This is a genomic window from Arthrobacter sp. OV608 (assembly GCA_900110595.1).
Classification (GTDB): Bacteria; Actinomycetota; Actinomycetes; order Actinomycetales; family Micrococcaceae; genus Arthrobacter.
This window is the reverse complement of record FOEZ01000003.1, coordinates 59,637-76,974: the sequence shown is the minus strand read 5'-3', so window position 1 is coordinate 76,974 and position 17,338 is coordinate 59,637. Positions and strand designations below refer to the sequence as shown.

Genomic DNA, 17,338 nt, shown 5'->3' with positions numbered 1-17,338 from the left:
GACTGGGGTTAGCGCCGTTGACTGGGGCGGCTGGAAGACTTTGCTTATGGAACCGATCACGACGGTGGTGCAGCAGGGGGCGGTAAACCGCCCTGGGCCTGCTGTTGGGGATGTCCTGCACACGTTGTCTTTGATCCGTCCCGCTGCTGACCGGCAAAGAATGATTGACCAGCTGCGGGAGCTGGAGGATGTGAAGTCCGCGGCCGCTGCGAAGCAGGCACGGATCGCCGTGGCCTACGAGCTTGCCGCCCGGCAGGAACAGGCCGAAGCGGGAGTCCCTGCGGATGAACTCGGAGCCGGGGTGGGCGCGGAAATCGCGCTGGCCCGTCGGGAGTCACCGTCCCGTGGCGCCCGGTTGCTGGGTCTGGGGAAAGCCCTGGTTGAGATGCCCCACACCTTCGCGGCGCTGGAATCAGGCCAGTTGAACGAGTGGCGGGCCACCTTGGTGGTGAAGGAAACAGCATGCCTGGCGGTCGAGGACCGGGCCGCGGTAGACGAGGAACTCGCCGCGGACAGCGGCTCCCTGGCTGGCCGTGGGGACCGGGCCATCATCGCCGCGGTCCGGGCTGCTGCGTACCGGCGCGACCCGCACTCAGTCGCCAGGCGGGCCAGCCACGCTGTGAATGAGCGGACTATCACGCTGCGTCCGGCGCCGGACACGATGACCCGCCTGACCGCCCTCCTGCCCGTGGCCGAGGGCGTGGCCGCGTATGCGGCACTGACCCGCCACGCCGACGCGCTCAAGTCCTCCGGGGAGGAGCGGTCCAAGGGCGCGATCATGGCCGACGAATTGGTCGAACGCGTCACCGGCACCCCGGGCGGCTACACAGGCATCGACCTCCAACTCGTCATGACCGACCGCACCCTCTTCCAAGGCGACAGCGAACCCGCCCGCCTCACCGGCTACGGCATCGTCCCCGGCGAATGGGCTCGAAAGGCCATCCGCGGCGAGCTCATGGCAGACGCGGGACCCCCGCCCTCTGCGGATGATACCGGGCTTCAAGTCTGGCTTCGCCGGCTCTACACAGCCCCCGCCAGCGGCGAACTCGTCGGGATGGACTCCAAAGCCCGGCTCTTCCCGGCAGGACTACGCCGATTCATCCAGGTCAGGGATGACACCTGCCGCGCCCCTTACTGCGACGCGCCCATCCGCCACCTGGACCACATCATCCCCTGGCACCATGACGGGCCAACCACCAGCACCAACGGCCAAGGCCTCTGCGAAGCCTGCAACCACACCAAAGAAACACCAGGCTGGGCCGCAAAGACGGTTACTCGACCAGGACAAAGGCATTCAGTCGAAACAAGGACACCCACCGGCCACACTTACCGCTCCACTGCACCACCCCTACCGGGGACTGCTTCGCAGTTGATAAATCGCGTGGCTATAGCGGCGGAAGACTGGCAGCGCGATCATCACCTACGGCGGCGTCGGACCAAAGCGGAGCGACGACTTCAATTCCAACAAGCCGTGCTGTGGTGATCTTCAATGCGTGTGTTGTTATGCCACCGAGCCGGACTCGAGGGCGGCACGCAACTCACGAACCGCCGTCGTTCCGCCGGCCATGAACCATTCGAGGCCGTTTACGTGAACGGTGTCCACTGCTCCGCCCGCAGCCCGGACGATCGCTTTGCCCGGCAGCCAGTCCCACTCAGGGCAGCTGTGCTGGAACCAGCATCCAAGCTGCCCGTCAGCCACCCGGCCCAGGTCGCAGGAACCGGAGCCCAGCATGCGTAGTGCGGCGGCGGACGTAGCGGCGGCGTGCCACGGCATCGCGCACAGGGGATCCATCAGCCAGCTCGGGTGGATGTAGGTGGCGGCGCCCAGTTCGGCAACGGCTGTACTGTTGCGCGCGCCCCGGTCCTGGTGGAACACCGTGAGCGGTTCACCATTCAGCGTTGCCGGGTGGGCCTTGCCCCCGAGCCAAAGCTTGTCCTCCTCCGGCTGGAAGATGGCTCCGAGCATCACATCGGAGGAATCCTTCAGGGCAATCGCGGAGCACCAGTAGGTTGAGCCATGCAGGAAGTTGTAGGTGCCATCCACTGGGTCAATCACCCAGGTCCGGCCACTTGTCCCCTGGACCGAAGCGCCCTCCTCCCCCAGGATGCCGTCCTCCGGCCGGCACCGCCGCAGCTGCTCAAGCACGTAGGCCTCGGCGGCATGGTCGGCAGCTGTCACCACATCGGAAACCGACGTCTTCTGTTCGGATTGCAGGCCCGCCATCCGCATCAGCAATGCAAGCTGCCCTGCTTCGCGGACCAAAGCCGCCGCCAGCTCGTAGTCGTCCAGGGAGGGGTCAAGTTCAACAGCGCTGTGCCGGCCAATGGTCATGGCTTCAGTTTATGGGGCGGGATAATGGTCCCATGGCCAAAACCCCTGCCCAGCGGATCAAGAAGCACGGCTCCAAGGCGGCGGTGCCGCAGCACCACCTTCCGCCGGTGGTGAACCCCAGCACGAACCGCACGCCGCGGAAGGCCGAGAACAACAGCAACCTGATCCTGATCGCCGGAGTGGTGGCCAGCCTGTTCCTGTTCTGGTACCTGCACCTGCTCACACTGGACCAGCTGCGGCAACTCACCACGGGCGGCCTGGCCATGCCGGACTCCCTCATCGGCGGGTTCGATGCCAACTACATCGGCCAGCTGCACACCGCCATGGATGACGACGCCCGCGGCCAGCTCAACTACGTCCACAAAACCGCCGGCACCCTGTTCCCGCTGATCTTCGGGTTCACCTGGCTGCTGCTGATCGGGACAAGTGTTGCCAGGAAGGCAATGCGCTGGGCGCTGTGGGCCCTTCCGCTGCTTTTTGTTGTGGTCCGGCTCTGGGCCAACGTGGCCATCGACGGCGTGCTGGCGTCAGCAACCCCTGACGCCGGCCAGGTGGCACTGGCGTCCGGCCTTACCGTGGCCGGCTGGCTCCTGCTGGTCCTGAGCCTGCTCGCCGGCGCCGCCGCTGTGCTCCTGCGGAAAAGGCCGCAGCGGCAAGTGGCCTGATAGAACTCCCCGTTCCGTTTCCTAAGAGGGCCCGGATAGGGTATTGGCTACGGGCGCTGGATGCGTGTTGCGGACACTTCATTGGGGGATCCTTGGGGGAATCACAGATGGACGTTGCCCTCAACGTCTTTAAAATCACCGGCGTAGCCTGGGCCTTGACAGTCCATAAGGCGGCCGAGGCACTCGCGCACGGGTCGGAGGCGGACCTGTCCGCCTATCTTGACTCCATCGACGCCCAGGCGTTCGTTGCGCTGGATTCGGAAGCACTGGAGATGGCCGAGGCCGAACTCCGCCAGACGGGAATAGTTGACGGGGACGGTGCCATCAGCCGGCATTGGGTGTTGGCAGTCTGGATTTCGGCATTCGGTCCCCTACGGGCGGCAGCCGTGGTCCAAACACATGAAACGTCCGTTCACACCGAGCTCGCCTTGTCAGGCGGCCGGGGCGTCGGACTCACTTACTTGCGGCGTATCCGGCATGGCGGCAGTGGCATAGACGTGACTGCGACCAGCAACGCCGTCGAAATAGCCTTCTTCGCTGAGGAAAATGCCTGGGCAGCGCTCAGGCGCCACCTCCCGGACCTCGCGGAAGTCCCCGAGGCCACAGGACTGGCCAGTCCGCCGGCCGCCGGGCTCAGTGAAATAGTCGCCCGTGCCAGATACACGATTCATCTCGACGTGTCGGCCCACCCAAGTGGTTCCCGCCCAAGTGGACCCGGGGCAGCCCCGGTCCAGGCCCCGGACTATCTAAGCCGGGATGTTTGGGCACTGGCGGAGCGCCTCTATTCAGTCAACGCCAGTCCATCCGGTGAGGGCTTCGCCCTGACTCCCGTTGCGTCCGATGCCATCGGCCACGGGTTGGCCTGGCGCATGCTGGGCGCCAGGGAATACCTGGCAAGCGTGGCGGGACAGGTGGCCTGATAATGACCCTCTACGGGATGGACGTCGAGAGCGGGCGGCGCCTCAGCGAAGAGCTGGCACGCGCCAGCGACCGGCTGGTTGCCCTGGGCCGGAACCTCACACCCCTAATCCAGGGCTCGCACTGGAAGGGTGCCGACGCGCAGAAGTTCAGTGCCGAATGGACCGGCCACAGGGCAATGCTGCTAGGCACAGCTGATGCGCTCGCTGCCGCCTCGGATACCGTCAAGCGCAATGTCCAGGAGCAGATTGCGGCCAGCACCGAGGGGCCGGGTGGAACGTCTGCTCCGCAGGCCCCGTCATTTCCCGACTCGCTGCTTGACTCCATTGCCGGCACCGCGGGCGACCTGTGGGACACCGCCGGAAAAGTATCTACTACTGTCCAGGACGCAGTCGGTACCGCATGGAACTTTGTCCAGGACTCAGCTCCGCTTCCCATCCGCAACGTGATGGACGCCCAAGGAAATGTCCTGGACCAAACCGGCAATGTGACGGACATGGGCTGGCGGTGGCTGACATCCGGCGAGCCGCCATCGATAACAGAGCTCTTCTCTAACGGCGTGTTGCTGGCGGTCGCCGTAGACAACCTGCGGGCAACCACCTTCAATCTGGGCTTATCCAACCCCCAATTGCTGGATGACGGCCGGCCGGTGGCCGGGGAGCCTATTCCTGTTGGCGTTGGAGATCCCACGAAGGTGGATACCAACGGCAGGGGCAATACGCCTGTCCCGTCCAGCATCAGCGCTGTACTGGCCACAACCAACATGGCCTACGGGGACCAGGGAAAGCCCGGTACGGAGGACACCGGTGTCCGCATCAACAGGATCGAGAAGCCGGGTGAGCCGCCGGCCTACATCATCAACATTCCCGGCACCACGCGGTGGATGCCTGACGGCGCGGCAAATCCCACCGACCTTACTGGAAACCTCCAGTTGGCCGGCGGCAACCTGTCCACCGCGGCGGAGGCGGTCCGGCTCGCCATGGAGCAGGCAGGCATTCCGGAAGGTGCACCGGTGATGCTGTCCGGTCACTCCCAAGGCGGAATGATTGCTACGGCACTTGCATCCGATGCGGGGTTTACTGACCGCTTCAATGTCACCAACGTGGTCACGTTCGGTTCACCCGTGGATTCCACGCAGATCCCGTCGTCCATCGATGTTTTGGCACTTCAGCACGCCGGAGATCCGGTACCGAAGGTGGACTTGGCCGACGCCACGGCATGGCCGGGCGGGATGGTTTCCGCTTCCCGCGACAATGGGGCCACCATCGTGGAACTGCCAAACCCCGGCGGAGATCCCGGGATTGCCGGCATCAACTACCACGACGGCTCCGCCTATGTGGAGTCAGTCCGGAACCACGAAGCCGGCGGCCCGATTGCCCAGTACAGCCAGCAGCAATCGACCCAGCGATTCCTGACCTCGGATGCCAGCCAAGTAACCTCGACAGTGTCCAACATTTCCCGAAAGCAGTGATGATGCGCCGATTTAGAACCGTTTCCGGGATGCTCGCGCCGGCGCTGGCATTCCTTGCTCTCACTGGGTGCGGCCCCGGCCCCGCATCATCGGCTGAAAGCCTGAAAGCTTCCATCGAGGACGCCGCCATGTCAGTTCAGGGAATTGCATCGGCGCAGGTCCACGTGAACATGAACACGTCCGGAAACTTCATCACCGCGAAGCTCGTGGGAACCGGCAACGACGAGGCAACGCTCACCCGGGCTCTGGAAGGAGCCCTCCCTGCAATGCTCGAGAAAACCGAAAACCTTCAGTCCGGGACCTTCTCCACCACCATCTTTTCACCCGATGATGCCGTATCGGTGGGAGCGGATGCCCTTGGCTATACAGGCGGCACCGGTTTAACGGACTTCAGGGAATTCTTCCTTAACCGGCCCTGATCCCTGTGCGGCTGCGGCCCGGACCTGCTTCCGGTGCCGGTGGACGCGCTGGGCGATGACCAGTCCGGCCGCGGCCATCCCAACGGTGACCGGGTAGCCCATGAGCCGTTCCAGCGTGCCGGGTTCCGGCACAGCCATCCGGGTCAGTCCGCCGGTGACCAGGGCAGCGAGCGAAACAGCACCGCAGGCCAGGATGAACCACGCCATGGCGGTTTTCCGCAGCCAGAGGAATCCCAGCACCAGCAGGGCGGCCGCCCCGGAAATGAAGTACATCACGGCACCCGTATAGTGCCACCCGGAGCCGGCATCCTCCGGCACCAGTCCCACAATCACCGTCCCGGCCCCGGCCGTTCCGGTCAGCAGCCGCACCCAGACAGCCGCGAGCCAGGGCCGCCGCCGCTGTACACGCGCCCCGGCCAAGGCGGCCACGCACAGCAGTCCCGAGCTCAGCAGCAGCGCACCGAGCAGCATCCCGAGTCCCTGAACCACAAAGGAGGCGTTCATCAGCCAGTTCAACGGAGAACACACCGAGCGCCCGTCAAAGACACCACAGCGGAGGGCTCCGAGGTCGCTGATGTAGCCCGTGCGCAGGTCGTAGGGCTGCGGGCCTGCCCAGGCCAGGATCACCGCAGCCTCCGCCGCGAAATACTGCAGCACGCTGAGCACTGACCAGGCTCCGATGTACTGCCGGGTGGAGGTGGTGTCCGGAATTACGGCAGCGGCTGACGATGTGGACGGCGCTGAACTCATGCATTGAGCGTAGTACGGCTCCACACCTTGTATGCTTGTATCCGTGTCCGACGCGGACCGGCTCTGCCGATCCAATGGATGCCCGCCCTCGTAGCTCAGTGGATAGAGCACGGCTCTCCTAAAGCCGGTGTCGTTGGTTCGATTCCAATCGAGGGCACTTGGACTTTCCTCCCCCGGAGTTCGACCTCCGCGCCTACCTGCTGGGCCCCGCCGCGGCCATTGGGGACACTGCTCCGGGAACCGGACTGTGGACCGTCCAGCGGGACCTGCTGGACCGGGCCCAGGGCACCGCCGGAACCTTCTCCGGCGTCGTCCATTTTGCTTCCAGGGACGACGGCGGCCTGGACCTCCGCGAGGAAGGCACCATGCACTGGCCCACTTTCACCGGCCCCGCCACCCGCGAATATGTCCTGGCAACCACCCCGCGCGCAGACACCATGGATGTCTTCTTCCCGGACGGCCGCCCCTTCCACAGCATGAGCTTCACTCCCCGCGAAAATTTGGACCAGCACTGGTGCGATCCGGACACCTACCACGTCACCTACACCTACGATGGCGCGGACAGCTTCGGTTACAGCTGGGACGTCGCCGGGCCACGGAAGGATCTCCTGCTGACGTCACGGCTGGTCCGGCTGCAGAAAGAGGAAGCATGAAAAACCGCATCGTCGTCTCGGCAGTCTGCGTCTTTGACAACACCGGACGGCTCCTGACCGTCAGGAAGCGCGGCACTGCCATGTTTATGCATCCGGGAGGTAAGCCCGAAGCGGGCGAAAGCGCCGTCCAGGCCGCTGCCCGTGAGCTCGCCGAAGAGGTGGGCATTGTCCTGGACCCGGGCGAACTGCAGCTGATGGGCGTCTGGATCGCCGATGCCGCCAACGAAGCCGCCACGGATATCGAGGCAACGGTGTTTATGGCACCGGGGACGTGGGAGGCCCATCCTTCCGCCGAGATTGCGGAGATCCGGTGGCTTGACCTGGCAGCTCTGGGGAACGGATCCGACCTGCCCGCGGACCTTGCCCCGCTGTTGACGGACCACATCCTGCCGGAGCTCGCCCGCCAGGCCTGAACCGCCGGGCCTGGAGCCGTCAGTCCGGCAGCCGCAGGACATCTAGAACTCGGGGACCGCTTCCTGTGCCACTGCGGTGGCTTCGGCGAATTGCGTCCTGTACAGCTCGGCATACCGGCCTTCGGCGGCCAGCAGTTCGGTGTGCGTGCCGCGCTCCACAATCCGGCCGTCCTCCACCACCAGGATTGCGTCGGCGGCGCGGATGGTGGAAAGCCGGTGGGCGATCACGACGGCGGTGCGCCCCTCGAGTGCAGCGCCCAGGGCAGCCTGGACGGCGGCTTCGTTGGTGGAGTCCAGCGCCGCCGTCGCCTCGTCGAGGATGACAACGCGGGGCTGGGAGATGAGGAGCCGGGCGATGGTCAGCCGCTGGCGTTCCCCGCCGGAAAGCCGGTAGCCGCGTTCACCCACCACCGTGTCCAGCCCGTCAGGCAGTGACCGGATCATTGTTTCGAGCCGGGCTTGGCGGACGGCCTCCCACATGTCCTCCTCGGTGGCGTCCGGCTTGGCGAGCCGGAGGTTGGAGGCGATGGTTTCGTGGAAAAGGTGGCCGTCCTGCGTCACCATGCCCAAAGTGTCCCGGAGGGAATCCAAGGTGGCGTCGCGGACATCGAGTCCGGTTCCCGGGACGGTGCCACCGAGGCGTACGGCGCCGGAATCGACGTCGTACAGCCGGGCAAGCAACTGCGCGACCGTCGACTTTCCTGCGCCGGAGGATCCCACCAGCGCCACGGTCTGCCCGGGCTCAACCCGGAAGCTGATGCCGTGCAGCACCTCCTCGCCGCCGCGGGTGTCCAGCGTGGACACTTCCTCCAGCGAGGCAAGCGACACTTTTTCCGCTGAAGGGTAGGCGAAGCGGACGTCGTCGAACTCCACGGATACCGGGCCCGGCGGAACCGCCACGGCGTCCGGCTTCTGCTGGATCAGCGGCTTCAGGTCCAGGATTTCAAACACGCGCTCGAAGCTGACCAGTGCGCTCATGATTTCCACCCGGGCGTTGGACAGTGCAGTGAGCGGGGCGTAGAGCCGGGTAAGCAGCAGTGCCAGCACCACGACGTCGCCGGCTGCCAGCTGGCCGGTGATGGCGAGCCAGCCGCCCAGCCCGTAGACGAGGGCCAGCGCGAGCGCGGAGACCAGTGTCAGGGCGGTCACGAAGGTGAACTGCAGCATGGCTGTGCGGACGCCGATGTCGCGGACGCGGCCGGCGCGGACGGCGAATTCGCGGGATTCCTCATCCGGCCGGCCGAAGAGCTTAACCAAGGTGGCCCCCGGGGCGGAGAAGCGCTCGGTCATCTGGGTGCCCATGGCGGCGTTGTGTTCGGCAGCTTCGCGGCGCAGGTCCGCAAGCCTTGAACCCATCCGCCGGGCGGGAATGAGGAACACGGGCAGCAGGATCATGGCCAGGACAGTCACCTGCCAGGATGTCCCCAGCATCACCACGAGCGTGAGGATCAGGGCCACCACGTTGCTGACAACTCCGGACAGGGTGCCGGCGAAAGCGGACTGGGCGCCGATGACGTCGTTGTTGAGCCTGCTGACCAAGGCGCCGGTACGGGTGCGGGTGAAGAAGGCGATGGGCATCTTCTGCACATGGTCGAAGACCCGGGTGCGCAGGTCCACGATCACGCCTTCGCCAATGGTGGAGGAGAGCCAGCGGCTCACCAGTCCCAGGCCCGCTTCGGCTACTGCCACGACGGCGATCAGCACCGCGAGGCGGACCACCTCCTCCGTGGCGGCCTTGGCGACGATCGCGTCCACCACTTGCCCTGCCAGGACGGGGGTTGCCACAGCCAGGAATGCCATCACAACGGACAACGCCACGAACGCCACGAGTTTGCCCTGATGCGGGCGGGCGAAGCCAAGGACGCGCTTCAGCGTGGCCTTGGAGAAGGGTTGGGAACCGCTTTTGGCCCGGGTGATCTTGTACAGCGAGCTCCAGGCCACCCCTTCCATGCTCATTGCTGCTGCTCCTCTACCGTTCCGTTCTCCACATTCCAACGTACATCCAGCCGGACGTTTTCCAGCAGCCGCCGGTCGTGCGTCACCAGCAGCAGGGCGCCGTCGTAGCTTTCGAGGGCCTCCTCCAGCTGCTCGATGGCCGGCAGGTCGAGGTGGTTGGTGGGCTCGTCCAGGACAAGGAGGTTCACGCCGCGCGCCTGCAGCAGGGCCAAGGCGGCCCTGGTGCGTTCCCCCGGAGACAGCGAATCGATGGTCCGGGCGGTGTGGTCCGCTTTGAGGCCGAACTTTGCCAGCAGCGTCCGGACCTCCGCGGGGGTCAGGTCCACCAGGACCGCTTCGACGGCGTCAGCCAGCGCAAGGTGGCCGGCCAGCAGTCCGCGGGCCTGGTCGATCTCCCCGACGGCCACCGAAGCACCCATGGCAGCGCTGCCGGACTCCGGGAGGATGTCGCCCAGCAGAAGGCGGAGCAGGGTGGACTTGCCGGCGCCGTTGGGGCCTGTGATGCCGATCCGCTCCCCCGCGTTGAGCTGGAGATTGACCGGACCCAGGGTGAAGGTGCCCTGCCGCACCACGGCGTCGCGGAGGGTGGCCACTACTGAGCTGGAGCGGGGCGCCTGGCCGATGGAGAACTGGAGCTGCCATTCCTTGCGCGGCTCTTCCACGACATCCAGCCGGGCAATCCGCGATTCCATCTGCCGCACTTTCTGGGCCTGCTTTTCCGAGGACTCGGTGCTCGCGGCGCGGCGGATCTTGTCGTTGTCGGGACTCTTCTTCATGGCGTTACGCACGCCCTGGGAGCTCCATTCGCGCTGGGTCCGGGCCCGCGACACCAGGTCCGCCTTTGTGGCAGCAAAGTCCTCGTATTTCTCGCGTGCGTGCCGCCGTGCAACGGCGCGTTCTTCGAGGAAGGCATCGTAGCCGCCGTCGTAAACTGCCACCGAATTCTGCGCCAGATCAAGCTCCACCACGGTAGTGACGCAGCGGGCCAGGAACTCCCGGTCGTGGCTGACCAGCACAACACCGCCGCGCAGGCCGCGGACAAAATCCTCCAGCTTCGCCAGGCCGGCCAGATCCAGGTCATTCGTGGGTTCGTCCAGGAGCACCACGTCGAACCTGCTGAGCAGCAGGGCCGCGAGCGCCACCCGGGCTGCCTGCCCGCCGGACAGGCCGGTCATCACGGCATCGGCACCTGTGTCGAGGCCCAGTTCGGCCAGGACGGCAGGGATACGCTCATCAAGGTCCGCGGCGCCTGAGGCCATCCAGCGGTCGAAGGCCCGGGAATAGTCGTCATCGGCACCGGGCGCGCCTGAACCAAGGGCTTCGGCGGTGGACTCCATCTCCGCTGTCGCAACCGCACAACCGGTCCGCCGGGCGATGTATCCGGCCACGGTTTCACCAGGAATGCGCTCGTGTTCCTGGGGCAGCCAGCCCACGAATGCGTCTGCCGGGGCAAGGCTGACCGTTCCGTCCTGCGGCTGGTCAACGCCCGCCAGGAGCCGCAGCAGGGTGGACTTGCCGGCACCGTTGGCACCCACCACGCCCACCACGTCGCCCGGGGCGACAGTCAGGGAGAGCCTGGAGAAAAGCTGCCGGTGGTCATGGCCGCCGGAAACATCCTTGGCAACAAGGGTCGCAGTCATGATCCATCCTTTCGCCGGCGCATCCGCAGCCGGTCTTCCCCGTTGCCGTGCGCACGTGGCTTGCTGATCCGCAGGAGGAAGGGCGCCAGAGCCGGCGGACATAAAAGAACCCGCTGGTCCGGACTTGGGGGGTGTACGGACCAACGGGCTCGACCATCAAGCATAGTCGAAACCCGGGCGCGGGTAAAACCGGGGGCAAATTGGCAGCTAAAATCGACACACCACCCGTTCAGCAGAGAGCCCCTTATGACCCTCCCCGCCAAGGCGTTCCAGCGCTGGCTGCAAGGCGTTGCGCCGGAGGCCAGCACGGCCGACGTCTGCAGGATCTCCGGGATCAAGCGGACAACACTCGCCCAGCAGCTGGTGCGCGGGAAAGTATCAGTCTCCACCGTTGTCAGCATCAGCCGCGCCTACGGCATCAACCCGGTTGCTGCCCTGGCCGATTTCGACGCTTACCGGGAGCTGGCAGATCCCCAGCCTGGTCCCACGCGCTGTGAACTGGTGAGCCAGATTTCCACTGCGGACCTGCTGCACACTATGCTGGCCCGTCCCGCGATGGACCCGGGACGAAAAGCCGGCCCCGAGCCGCCCGCTCTATCGCCGGCGCCGCACCCCACCTCGGTGAAGAACTGGGTTGATGCAATTGACGACGGCGAGGTGCGGCACCGGGTGTCTGCCGCCACGGGCATCGCCCCGCAAAACTATTCAGCGCAGCTGACTGCCAACCGCCTTACGGCCGAGCTGGCCGTGGCCACGGCCCGGGCCGCCGGCGTTGGCCTGGCCAACGGCCTGGTGGCCACCGGACTGGTCACCGAGGAAGAGGCCGGCTGGGCCCCCGGCGCACGCCGGGCCGCATTGGACAGCCTGTCCGACGGCGACCTTGCCGTTCTCGCCGGTGACAGGCTGCAGGCATTGGGCAAGGTGTTGCGACGCCAGGAGCAGGACCAGGCGCAAACGGAAAAGATCTGGGAGAACCTGGGATGATCGAAATACTTCAATGGTCAACGTTGGCCACGTGCGGCCTCATCGCGGCAGCCCGCGTGCCCAGCGCCATCCGCGGCGAGAACAGGTCCCTCTTCTACATTTTTGCGTTGATGACCGCCGCCATCCTGTTGAGCATCGAGGCGCCGTACGTCGCCGTGGACACCGCACTGGGTGGCATCAACCTTGCCAACCTGCTGTTGCGCTTCATCATTTTCGCTGCCATCTACTTCGTGGGCATCCGGGTGACCCGCGGTTTCGGCGCCGACCATGCTTACCGGCTCATCACCGGCAAAACAGGGATGACCGTCCTGCTGGTGATTTCCCTGGTGCTGATCGGGGTGTTCTTCCTGATGGACACTGCGGGATCGTCCGCAGGTTTGAGTGCGGTGGCGGGAAAGGACCCGTGGCATGCCGCCCTGGTGGAGTACTACGGGGCTGCCGGCCGCGCCTATCCCTCCTATGTGTCCCTGGTGCTGTTGCCGGCAATGGTCCGCGCCGTGGGCAGCAGGTTGCCGGTGCTGGTGCGGCTTGCCGCCGGGCTCCTGGCAGTAGGTGGGGTAGCCATAGCGCTGACCCTGCTGTTTCCAGTGGTGCCACCGGAGCTGGGCGCGATTGAGTTCATCGTCAACTACACGGCAGTGCTCTGCTTTGTGGTTGGCCTGGCGCTGATCTGGGCTGCACGGGTGAGGAACAAGAGGGCCGCAGGCGCCAGAAGGACATCTACCGAAAAGTAACCTTACTGGCTTTCACATATTCATTAGAATGTGGAATAATCATGGATGTGTGAAGGTGGGGGTTGCGGGGCGTTTACGAACGGGGATAATTTCTTGAACGTGGCAGCTCCCGGGGACCTTTGCACGCTTTGGGGGGATGAGTGGTGGCGGCCGTTGGGGACCGCCCCCACTCAGCCATTTAAGGCCACTTTTCACCTTCATCCGAAGCTTTTCCGCCTCTAGAGGCCGTCTCCCCGCAGGGCCGGAAGCTTCGACCTAACTCCCGGCCGCAGCGCGGACAAACCGAAGCGTCACCAGCTGGAACGGGCGCAGGAGCAGCTCGGCACCGCCGGAACCGGCCTCCACTCCTGCGGACTCGATGGGCCGCTCCAGCAGGTCTACTGAAGCGACGTGGTGGACCGGGAAATTGGCGGTGATACTGCCGGCCGAACGCTGGCCCAATGACTCGTACAACCTAACGATCACGTCTCCGGAGCCATCCTCGGCAAGCTTCACTGCTTCGATGACAGCGGCCGGGTTGGACACGGCAAACAGTGGCTCTGCTGGTGAACCGCCCCTGACCAGGCGGGGCGCCAGATTGGTCCGGTAACCCTCCTGGACGGCATCGGCGATATCGGCTCCCGGGCGGATGGTCATCGTCAGTTCGTGGTGCCCGCGGTCCGATTCCGGGTCAGGGAACTTCGGGGCACGCAACAGTGACAAACGCACTGTGGTGGTGGTGCCGCCGTCGGCCTCCCTGATGCTCCTGGTGACATCGTGCCCGTACGTGGACGAGTTGGACACGGCGACGCCGTAACCTGGTTCGGCCACGTGGATCCAGCGGTGCGCACAGATTTCGAACTTCGCTGCTTCCCAGGATGTGTTGGTATGGGTGGCGCGGAAGACGTGCCCGAACTGCGTCTCGGCAGCGGACCGGTCAGCCCGCACATCGAGGGCAAAGCCGAGCTTCAGCAGCTTTTCGCGCTCCTGCCAGTCCACAGAGGTGGTGATGGACAGTGATGGGCTGCCTGCGGCAAGGCTGATCCGCTGGGTGATGGCCGAGGATCCTGACAGCCGCTCCACCACCACGGCGGCTTCGTCCCCGTCCTCATCCAGCCGGACACACTCCGCGCTTGTCAACGGCGTGACGTTCCGCCGGTAGAACTCGTCGATGTCCCAGGCATCCCACTCGTTAGGCGTGTCCCGGTGCAGCTCCAGCAGGTTGCCGCGCTCCCCCGGGGCAATCGCTTCGCGGCCGCTCGCATAGTCCCTCAGGGAGCTGATCAGGCCGTCGGCATCCACCACAGCACGGATGATGCCGTTGTCCAGGACGTAGCCGCCCTCCTGTGCAGTAGCGCGGACTGGAAGCGCCGGGACAGCTGGTTCCGCCGCTCCGAGCGCCTCAACTCCCGCCCGCGGGTGCGGCGCGGCATTGAGCAGGAAAGTACGCTCCCCACTGCCAAGCACGGCCGCGGCCGCCTCGGCGATGAGGGCTTCGAGGGCAGCCGCAATGGCCTGGTAATTGCCTTCGGCATCCTGGTGCACCCAGGCGATGGAACTGCCCGGCAGAATGTCATGGAACTGCTGCATCAGCACCAGCCGCCACAACCGCTTGAGTTCCGCCGCCGGATAAACGAACGAGTCTGTCCGGACAGCGGCAGTGGCACACCACAATTCCGCTTCGCGGAGGAGGTGCTCGCTGCGCCGGTTGCCCTTCTTGGTCCGCGCCTGGCTGGTGTACGTGCCGCGGTGCAGTTCGAGGTACATCTCACCCACCCAGACCGGCAGGGTCGGATATTCTGCCTCGGCCTGCTCAAAGAAGCTCTTGGCCGATCCGATCCGCACCTTTGGCGAGCCCTCCAGGTCTGCAGTCCTGGCAGCGGCGGCAAGCATTTCCCGGGTAGGCCCGCCACCGCCGTCGCCATAACCGAAAGGCACCAGCGACACCGTGCCGCGGCCGTGGTCACGGAAGTTGCGCTCTGCGTGGGCCAGCTCGCGTCCGCTGAGCTGGGAATTGTAGGTGTCCACCGGCGGGAAGTGCGTAAAGAGCCTGGTGCCGTCGATGCCCTCCCAGTTGAAAGTGTGGTGCGGCATCCTGTTGGTCTGGTTCCAGGAGATCTTTTGCGTGAGGAACCACCTGCTGCCGGCAGCTTTCACGATCTGCGGCAGGGCAGCGGAGTACCCGAAGGAGTCCGGCAGCCAGGCTTCCTGGCAGTCCACTCCGAATTCGGCCAGGAAGAAGCTCTTGCCCTCAACAAACTGCCGGGCCATGGCTTCCCCGCCGGGCATATTCGTATCGGATTCCACCCACATCCCGCCGACGGGAACAAACTGGCCTGCCCGCACCTTTTCCCGGATCCGGCCGAAAAGTTCGGGGTAGTACTCCTTGATCCAGGCGAGCTGCTGTGCCGAGGAGCACGAGAAGACGAAATCCGGATATTCATCCATCAGGGCCACCACGTTGGAGAACGTCCTGGCACACTTGCGGATGGTCTCCCGGACCGGCCACAGCCAGGCGGAGTCGATATGGGCGTGACCGGTGGCCACGAGCTGGTGTGCCGACGCATAGGCTGGCCGGGCCAGGACTTCGGCGAGCGCTTCGCGTCCGGCTGCTGCCGTTCCTGCGACGTCGTCAGGGTCCATCGCATCCATCATGCGCTCGAGGGCGCGGAGGATCTCATGCCGCCGCGGCTGCTCCCACGGCAGTTCCGCCATCAGCCCGGACAGCGTCCAGATGTCCTGCTGGAGCTCCCACACTGTCTGGTTCAGTTCAGCAATGGCAATGGTTCCCAGGCGGTACTGCGGGGCCGTTCCCGCCGTGGACTTGTCGCCGTACGGTGTGGCCGCGAAGGTCCAGCCCTGGGCGACGTCGGGGTTGGCAGCTGCCTCCACGTAAAAGTCCACCGCCATGCCGCCGCCAAGCAGCTTCAGCGGGATGTACTGGTTGCGGGGCGAGAGCGCTTTGATAATGGTGCCGTCGGCCCGCCAGGCTATCCCTTCGCACTGGAAACCCGGGACTTCAGTGGTGAAGCCCAGGTCCACCACCACTTCAACCGTGGTGTCCGGCCCGGCACCCCAGAATTCCGGCACCTCGCCTTGAAGGCGGAGCCATTTGGTGCCCCATGGCTTCCCCCAGGGCGCACCGTGGTCCTGCGGGTAAAAGTCCTGCCGCATGGCTTCGAGGGCCGGGACCGGCTCGTCGGGAACATCCCAGCTGCTCAAGGCCAGAGGCAGGCTCCGGCTGTAGACGGCTGGGACGATGCGTTCGCGGACGAACCTTTCGAGGCGGACTTCCGTGATCCGGCGGTCGTCATGCAATGTTGGCCCTCTTCAGCGCTGGAAATGTGGACCAAGGTGTCCATTCGGTGGATTAACTACCCACTGGTAGCTTACTAGCCATCGACTATCCGGGGAACAATTCCGCAGCGGTTTGTGGACAGATTCGCAGGGTGGCCCGTTGCATCAGGGAAGTGCGGCGGCAGGAACCTGTACAGCCGGCCTGATGATGCGCTGGTCCCCGGTGTAGATATTCAGGCTGGTTCCCCGGCTGAATCCGGCCAGGGTCATGCCGCTTGCTTCGGCGAGTTCCACGGCAAGGCTGGACGGTGCGCTGACGGCTGCCAGCACGGGGATTCCTGCCAGCGCCGCTTTCTGCACCAGCTCGAAGGAGGCCCGGCCGGACACCTGGAGAACGGTCCCGCGCAGCGGGAGCAGTCCTTCACGCAAAGCCCAGCCCACCACCTTGTCCACGGCGTTATGGCGCCCTACATCCTCGCGGAGGCACATAAGCTCCGCACCGCCGTCGTCCGTGATCTTGAACAGACCGGCAGCGTGCACTCCCCCGGTGTCCTCAAAAACGCGCTGGGATTTCCGCAGCAGCCCCGGCAGCGATGCCAGGAGTCCGGCGTCGAGGTTCAGGGAATCCTCATCCAGGCTGTAGCGCGATGACTTCCGCACGGACTCCACTGAATCGGTCCCGCAAATGCCACAGGAACTGGACGTGTAGATGTGGCGCCCGATGGAGGGAATGGTGACGTCCGGCCGCAGTTGCACCTCCACCACATTGAAGGTCTGCACGCCGTTCTCGTCTTCGCCGGCGCAGAAACGCAGAGATACAAGCTGCTCGGCGCTCCAGATGATGCCCTCCGACACCAGGAACCCGGCCACGAGGTCAAAATCGTCACCCGGGGTACGCATGGTCACCGAGAAGGACAGCTGGCCCAGCCGGATTTCCAGCGGCTCCTCCACCGCGAGGACATCCTCGCGGTGCCGTACCGGAAATTCGAGAGCCTTTGGAGAGCCATCGAGGACATATTTGTGCACCTTGCGGCGCTGGGTCACTCGGCCCATGGCCACCCCTGTGTGTTCATAGGTCCATCATGACAACTGCCGGTGCGGGATGCCAGCGCGCTTGCCCGGCGATG

At 65.3% G+C, this 17,338-nt stretch carries 15 protein-coding genes and 1 tRNA gene; 10 read left to right on the top strand and 6 right to left on the bottom strand.

Annotated elements, in window-relative coordinates; genetic code table 11:
• Positions 1-46 precede the first annotated feature (46 nt).
• Complete coding sequence (locus BMX78_RS05180) at positions 47-1,483, top strand: HNH endonuclease (protein WP_502686272.1); 1,437 nt, start codon at positions 47-49, stop codon at positions 1,481-1,483.
• 18 nt (positions 1,484-1,501) lie between these two features.
• On the opposite strand, the gene BMX78_RS05175 is transcribed toward BMX78_RS05180, so the two are convergent.
• Complete coding sequence (locus BMX78_RS05175; protein ID WP_091417264.1) at positions 1,502-2,332, bottom strand: inositol monophosphatase family protein; 831 nt, start codon at positions 2,330-2,332, stop codon at positions 1,502-1,504.
• A gap of 32 nt (positions 2,333-2,364) precedes the next feature.
• Between BMX78_RS05175 and BMX78_RS05170 the strand changes: the two genes are divergently transcribed.
• The 4 genes from BMX78_RS05170 to BMX78_RS05155 all read left to right on the top strand — a co-directional run bounded on the left by BMX78_RS05170 (position 2,365) and on the right by BMX78_RS05155 (position 5,805).
• Positions 2,365-2,997, top strand: coding sequence for a hypothetical protein (locus BMX78_RS05170; RefSeq protein ID WP_091417263.1), 633 nt, complete (start codon positions 2,365-2,367; stop codon positions 2,995-2,997).
• A 107-nt stretch (positions 2,998-3,104) separates the two neighbouring features.
• Entirely contained in the window at positions 3,105-3,917 is an 813-nt protein-coding gene (locus BMX78_RS05165; protein WP_091417260.1) for a hypothetical protein, read from the top strand.
• 2 nt (positions 3,918-3,919) lie between these two features.
• A complete protein-coding gene (locus BMX78_RS05160) occupies positions 3,920-5,386 on the top strand; it encodes a PGAP1-like alpha/beta domain-containing protein (RefSeq protein ID WP_091417256.1) in 1,467 nt (488 codons plus the stop codon).
• A 128-nt stretch (positions 5,387-5,514) separates the two neighbouring features.
• Complete coding sequence (locus BMX78_RS05155; RefSeq protein WP_255470787.1) at positions 5,515-5,805, top strand: hypothetical protein; 291 nt, start codon at positions 5,515-5,517, stop codon at positions 5,803-5,805.
• Here BMX78_RS05155 and BMX78_RS05150 read toward each other — a convergent pair.
• Positions 5,767-6,555 carry a DUF998 domain-containing protein gene (locus tag BMX78_RS05150; RefSeq protein ID WP_091417252.1) on the bottom strand — a complete coding sequence of 263 codons (789 nt, stop codon included), beginning with the start codon at positions 6,553-6,555 and terminating at the stop codon, positions 5,767-5,769. The two genes, BMX78_RS05155 and BMX78_RS05150, sit on opposite strands and share 39 nt — an antisense overlap.
• Before the next feature lie 84 nt (positions 6,556-6,639).
• Here BMX78_RS05150 and BMX78_RS05145 point away from each other — a divergent pair.
• The 3 genes from BMX78_RS05145 (at position 6,640) to BMX78_RS05135 (ending at position 7,621) form a co-directional block, all read left to right on the top strand.
• A tRNA-Arg gene (locus BMX78_RS05145) sits at positions 6,640-6,712 on the top strand.
• A 1-nt stretch (position 6,713) separates the two neighbouring features.
• Positions 6,714-7,208 carry a DUF6314 family protein gene (locus BMX78_RS05140; RefSeq protein WP_170850693.1) on the top strand — a complete coding sequence of 165 codons (495 nt, stop codon included), beginning with the start codon at positions 6,714-6,716 and terminating at the stop codon, positions 7,206-7,208.
• Entirely contained in the window at positions 7,205-7,621 is a 417-nt protein-coding gene (locus BMX78_RS05135) for an NUDIX hydrolase (RefSeq protein WP_091417249.1), read from the top strand. Before BMX78_RS05140 ends, BMX78_RS05135 begins: the two co-directional genes overlap by 4 nt.
• A gap of 42 nt (positions 7,622-7,663) precedes the next feature.
• Here BMX78_RS05135 and BMX78_RS05130 read toward each other — a convergent pair whose 3' ends face one another.
• Positions 7,664-9,577: an ABC transporter ATP-binding protein gene (locus BMX78_RS05130; RefSeq protein WP_091417247.1), complete on the bottom strand. Its 1,914-nt coding sequence runs from the start codon at positions 9,575-9,577 to the stop codon at positions 7,664-7,666.
• Positions 9,574-11,217, bottom strand: coding sequence for an ABC-F family ATP-binding cassette domain-containing protein (locus tag BMX78_RS05125; protein WP_091417246.1), 1,644 nt, complete (start codon positions 11,215-11,217; stop codon positions 9,574-9,576). Before BMX78_RS05125 ends, BMX78_RS05130 begins: the two co-directional genes overlap by 4 nt.
• A gap of 246 nt (positions 11,218-11,463) precedes the next feature.
• Here BMX78_RS05125 and BMX78_RS05120 point away from each other — a divergent pair, with 246 nt between their 5' ends.
• Positions 11,464-12,201, top strand: a complete 738-nt coding sequence (locus tag BMX78_RS05120) for a hypothetical protein (RefSeq protein ID WP_091417243.1) — start codon at positions 11,464-11,466, stop codon at positions 12,199-12,201.
• Positions 12,198-12,935, top strand: a complete 738-nt coding sequence (locus BMX78_RS05115; RefSeq protein WP_091417241.1) for a hypothetical protein — start codon at positions 12,198-12,200, stop codon at positions 12,933-12,935. Before BMX78_RS05120 ends, BMX78_RS05115 begins: the two co-directional genes overlap by 4 nt.
• Positions 12,936-13,190: 255 nt before the next feature.
• Here the strand turns inward: BMX78_RS05115 and BMX78_RS05110 are convergent, their stop codons facing one another.
• Together BMX78_RS05110 and fdhD are read right to left on the bottom strand one after the other, a co-directional pair.
• A complete protein-coding gene (locus tag BMX78_RS05110; RefSeq protein ID WP_091417238.1) occupies positions 13,191-16,232 on the bottom strand; it encodes an alpha-mannosidase in 3,042 nt (1,013 codons plus the stop codon).
• A gap of 144 nt (positions 16,233-16,376) precedes the next feature.
• Positions 16,377-17,264, bottom strand: coding sequence for a formate dehydrogenase accessory sulfurtransferase FdhD (gene fdhD / locus BMX78_RS05105; RefSeq protein WP_091417236.1), 888 nt, complete (start codon positions 17,262-17,264; stop codon positions 16,377-16,379).
• Positions 17,265-17,338 lie beyond the last annotated feature (74 nt).

What these genes read in the sequence shown, in the direction of transcription:
- fdhD (WP_091417236.1), bottom strand. Translation starts at nt 17,264, where the DNA reads ATGGGCCGAGTGACCCAGCGCCGCAAGGTGCACAAATATGTCCTCGAT.
- BMX78_RS05155 (WP_255470787.1), top strand. Translation starts at nt 5,515, where the DNA reads ATGTCAGTTCAGGGAATTGCATCGGCGCAGGTCCACGTGAACATGAAC.
- BMX78_RS05135 (WP_091417249.1), top strand. Translation starts at nt 7,205, where the DNA reads ATGAAAAACCGCATCGTCGTCTCGGCAGTCTGCGTCTTTGACAACACC.
- BMX78_RS05115 (WP_091417241.1), top strand. Translation starts at nt 12,198, where the DNA reads ATGATCGAAATACTTCAATGGTCAACGTTGGCCACGTGCGGCCTCATC.
- BMX78_RS05160 (WP_091417256.1), top strand. Translation starts at nt 3,920, where the DNA reads ATGACCCTCTACGGGATGGACGTCGAGAGCGGGCGGCGCCTCAGCGAA.
- BMX78_RS05165 (WP_091417260.1), top strand. Translation starts at nt 3,105, where the DNA reads ATGGACGTTGCCCTCAACGTCTTTAAAATCACCGGCGTAGCCTGGGCC.
- BMX78_RS05170 (WP_091417263.1), top strand. Translation starts at nt 2,365, where the DNA reads ATGGCCAAAACCCCTGCCCAGCGGATCAAGAAGCACGGCTCCAAGGCG.
- BMX78_RS05175 (WP_091417264.1), bottom strand. Translation starts at nt 2,332, where the DNA reads ATGACCATTGGCCGGCACAGCGCTGTTGAACTTGACCCCTCCCTGGAC.
- BMX78_RS05150 (WP_091417252.1), bottom strand. Translation starts at nt 6,555, where the DNA reads ATGAGTTCAGCGCCGTCCACATCGTCAGCCGCTGCCGTAATTCCGGAC.
- BMX78_RS05125 (WP_091417246.1), bottom strand. Translation starts at nt 11,217, where the DNA reads ATGACTGCGACCCTTGTTGCCAAGGATGTTTCCGGCGGCCATGACCAC.
- BMX78_RS05130 (WP_091417247.1), bottom strand. Translation starts at nt 9,577, where the DNA reads ATGAGCATGGAAGGGGTGGCCTGGAGCTCGCTGTACAAGATCACCCGG.
- BMX78_RS05120 (WP_091417243.1), top strand. Translation starts at nt 11,464, where the DNA reads ATGACCCTCCCCGCCAAGGCGTTCCAGCGCTGGCTGCAAGGCGTTGCG.
- BMX78_RS05180 (WP_502686272.1), top strand. Translation starts at nt 47, where the DNA reads ATGGAACCGATCACGACGGTGGTGCAGCAGGGGGCGGTAAACCGCCCT.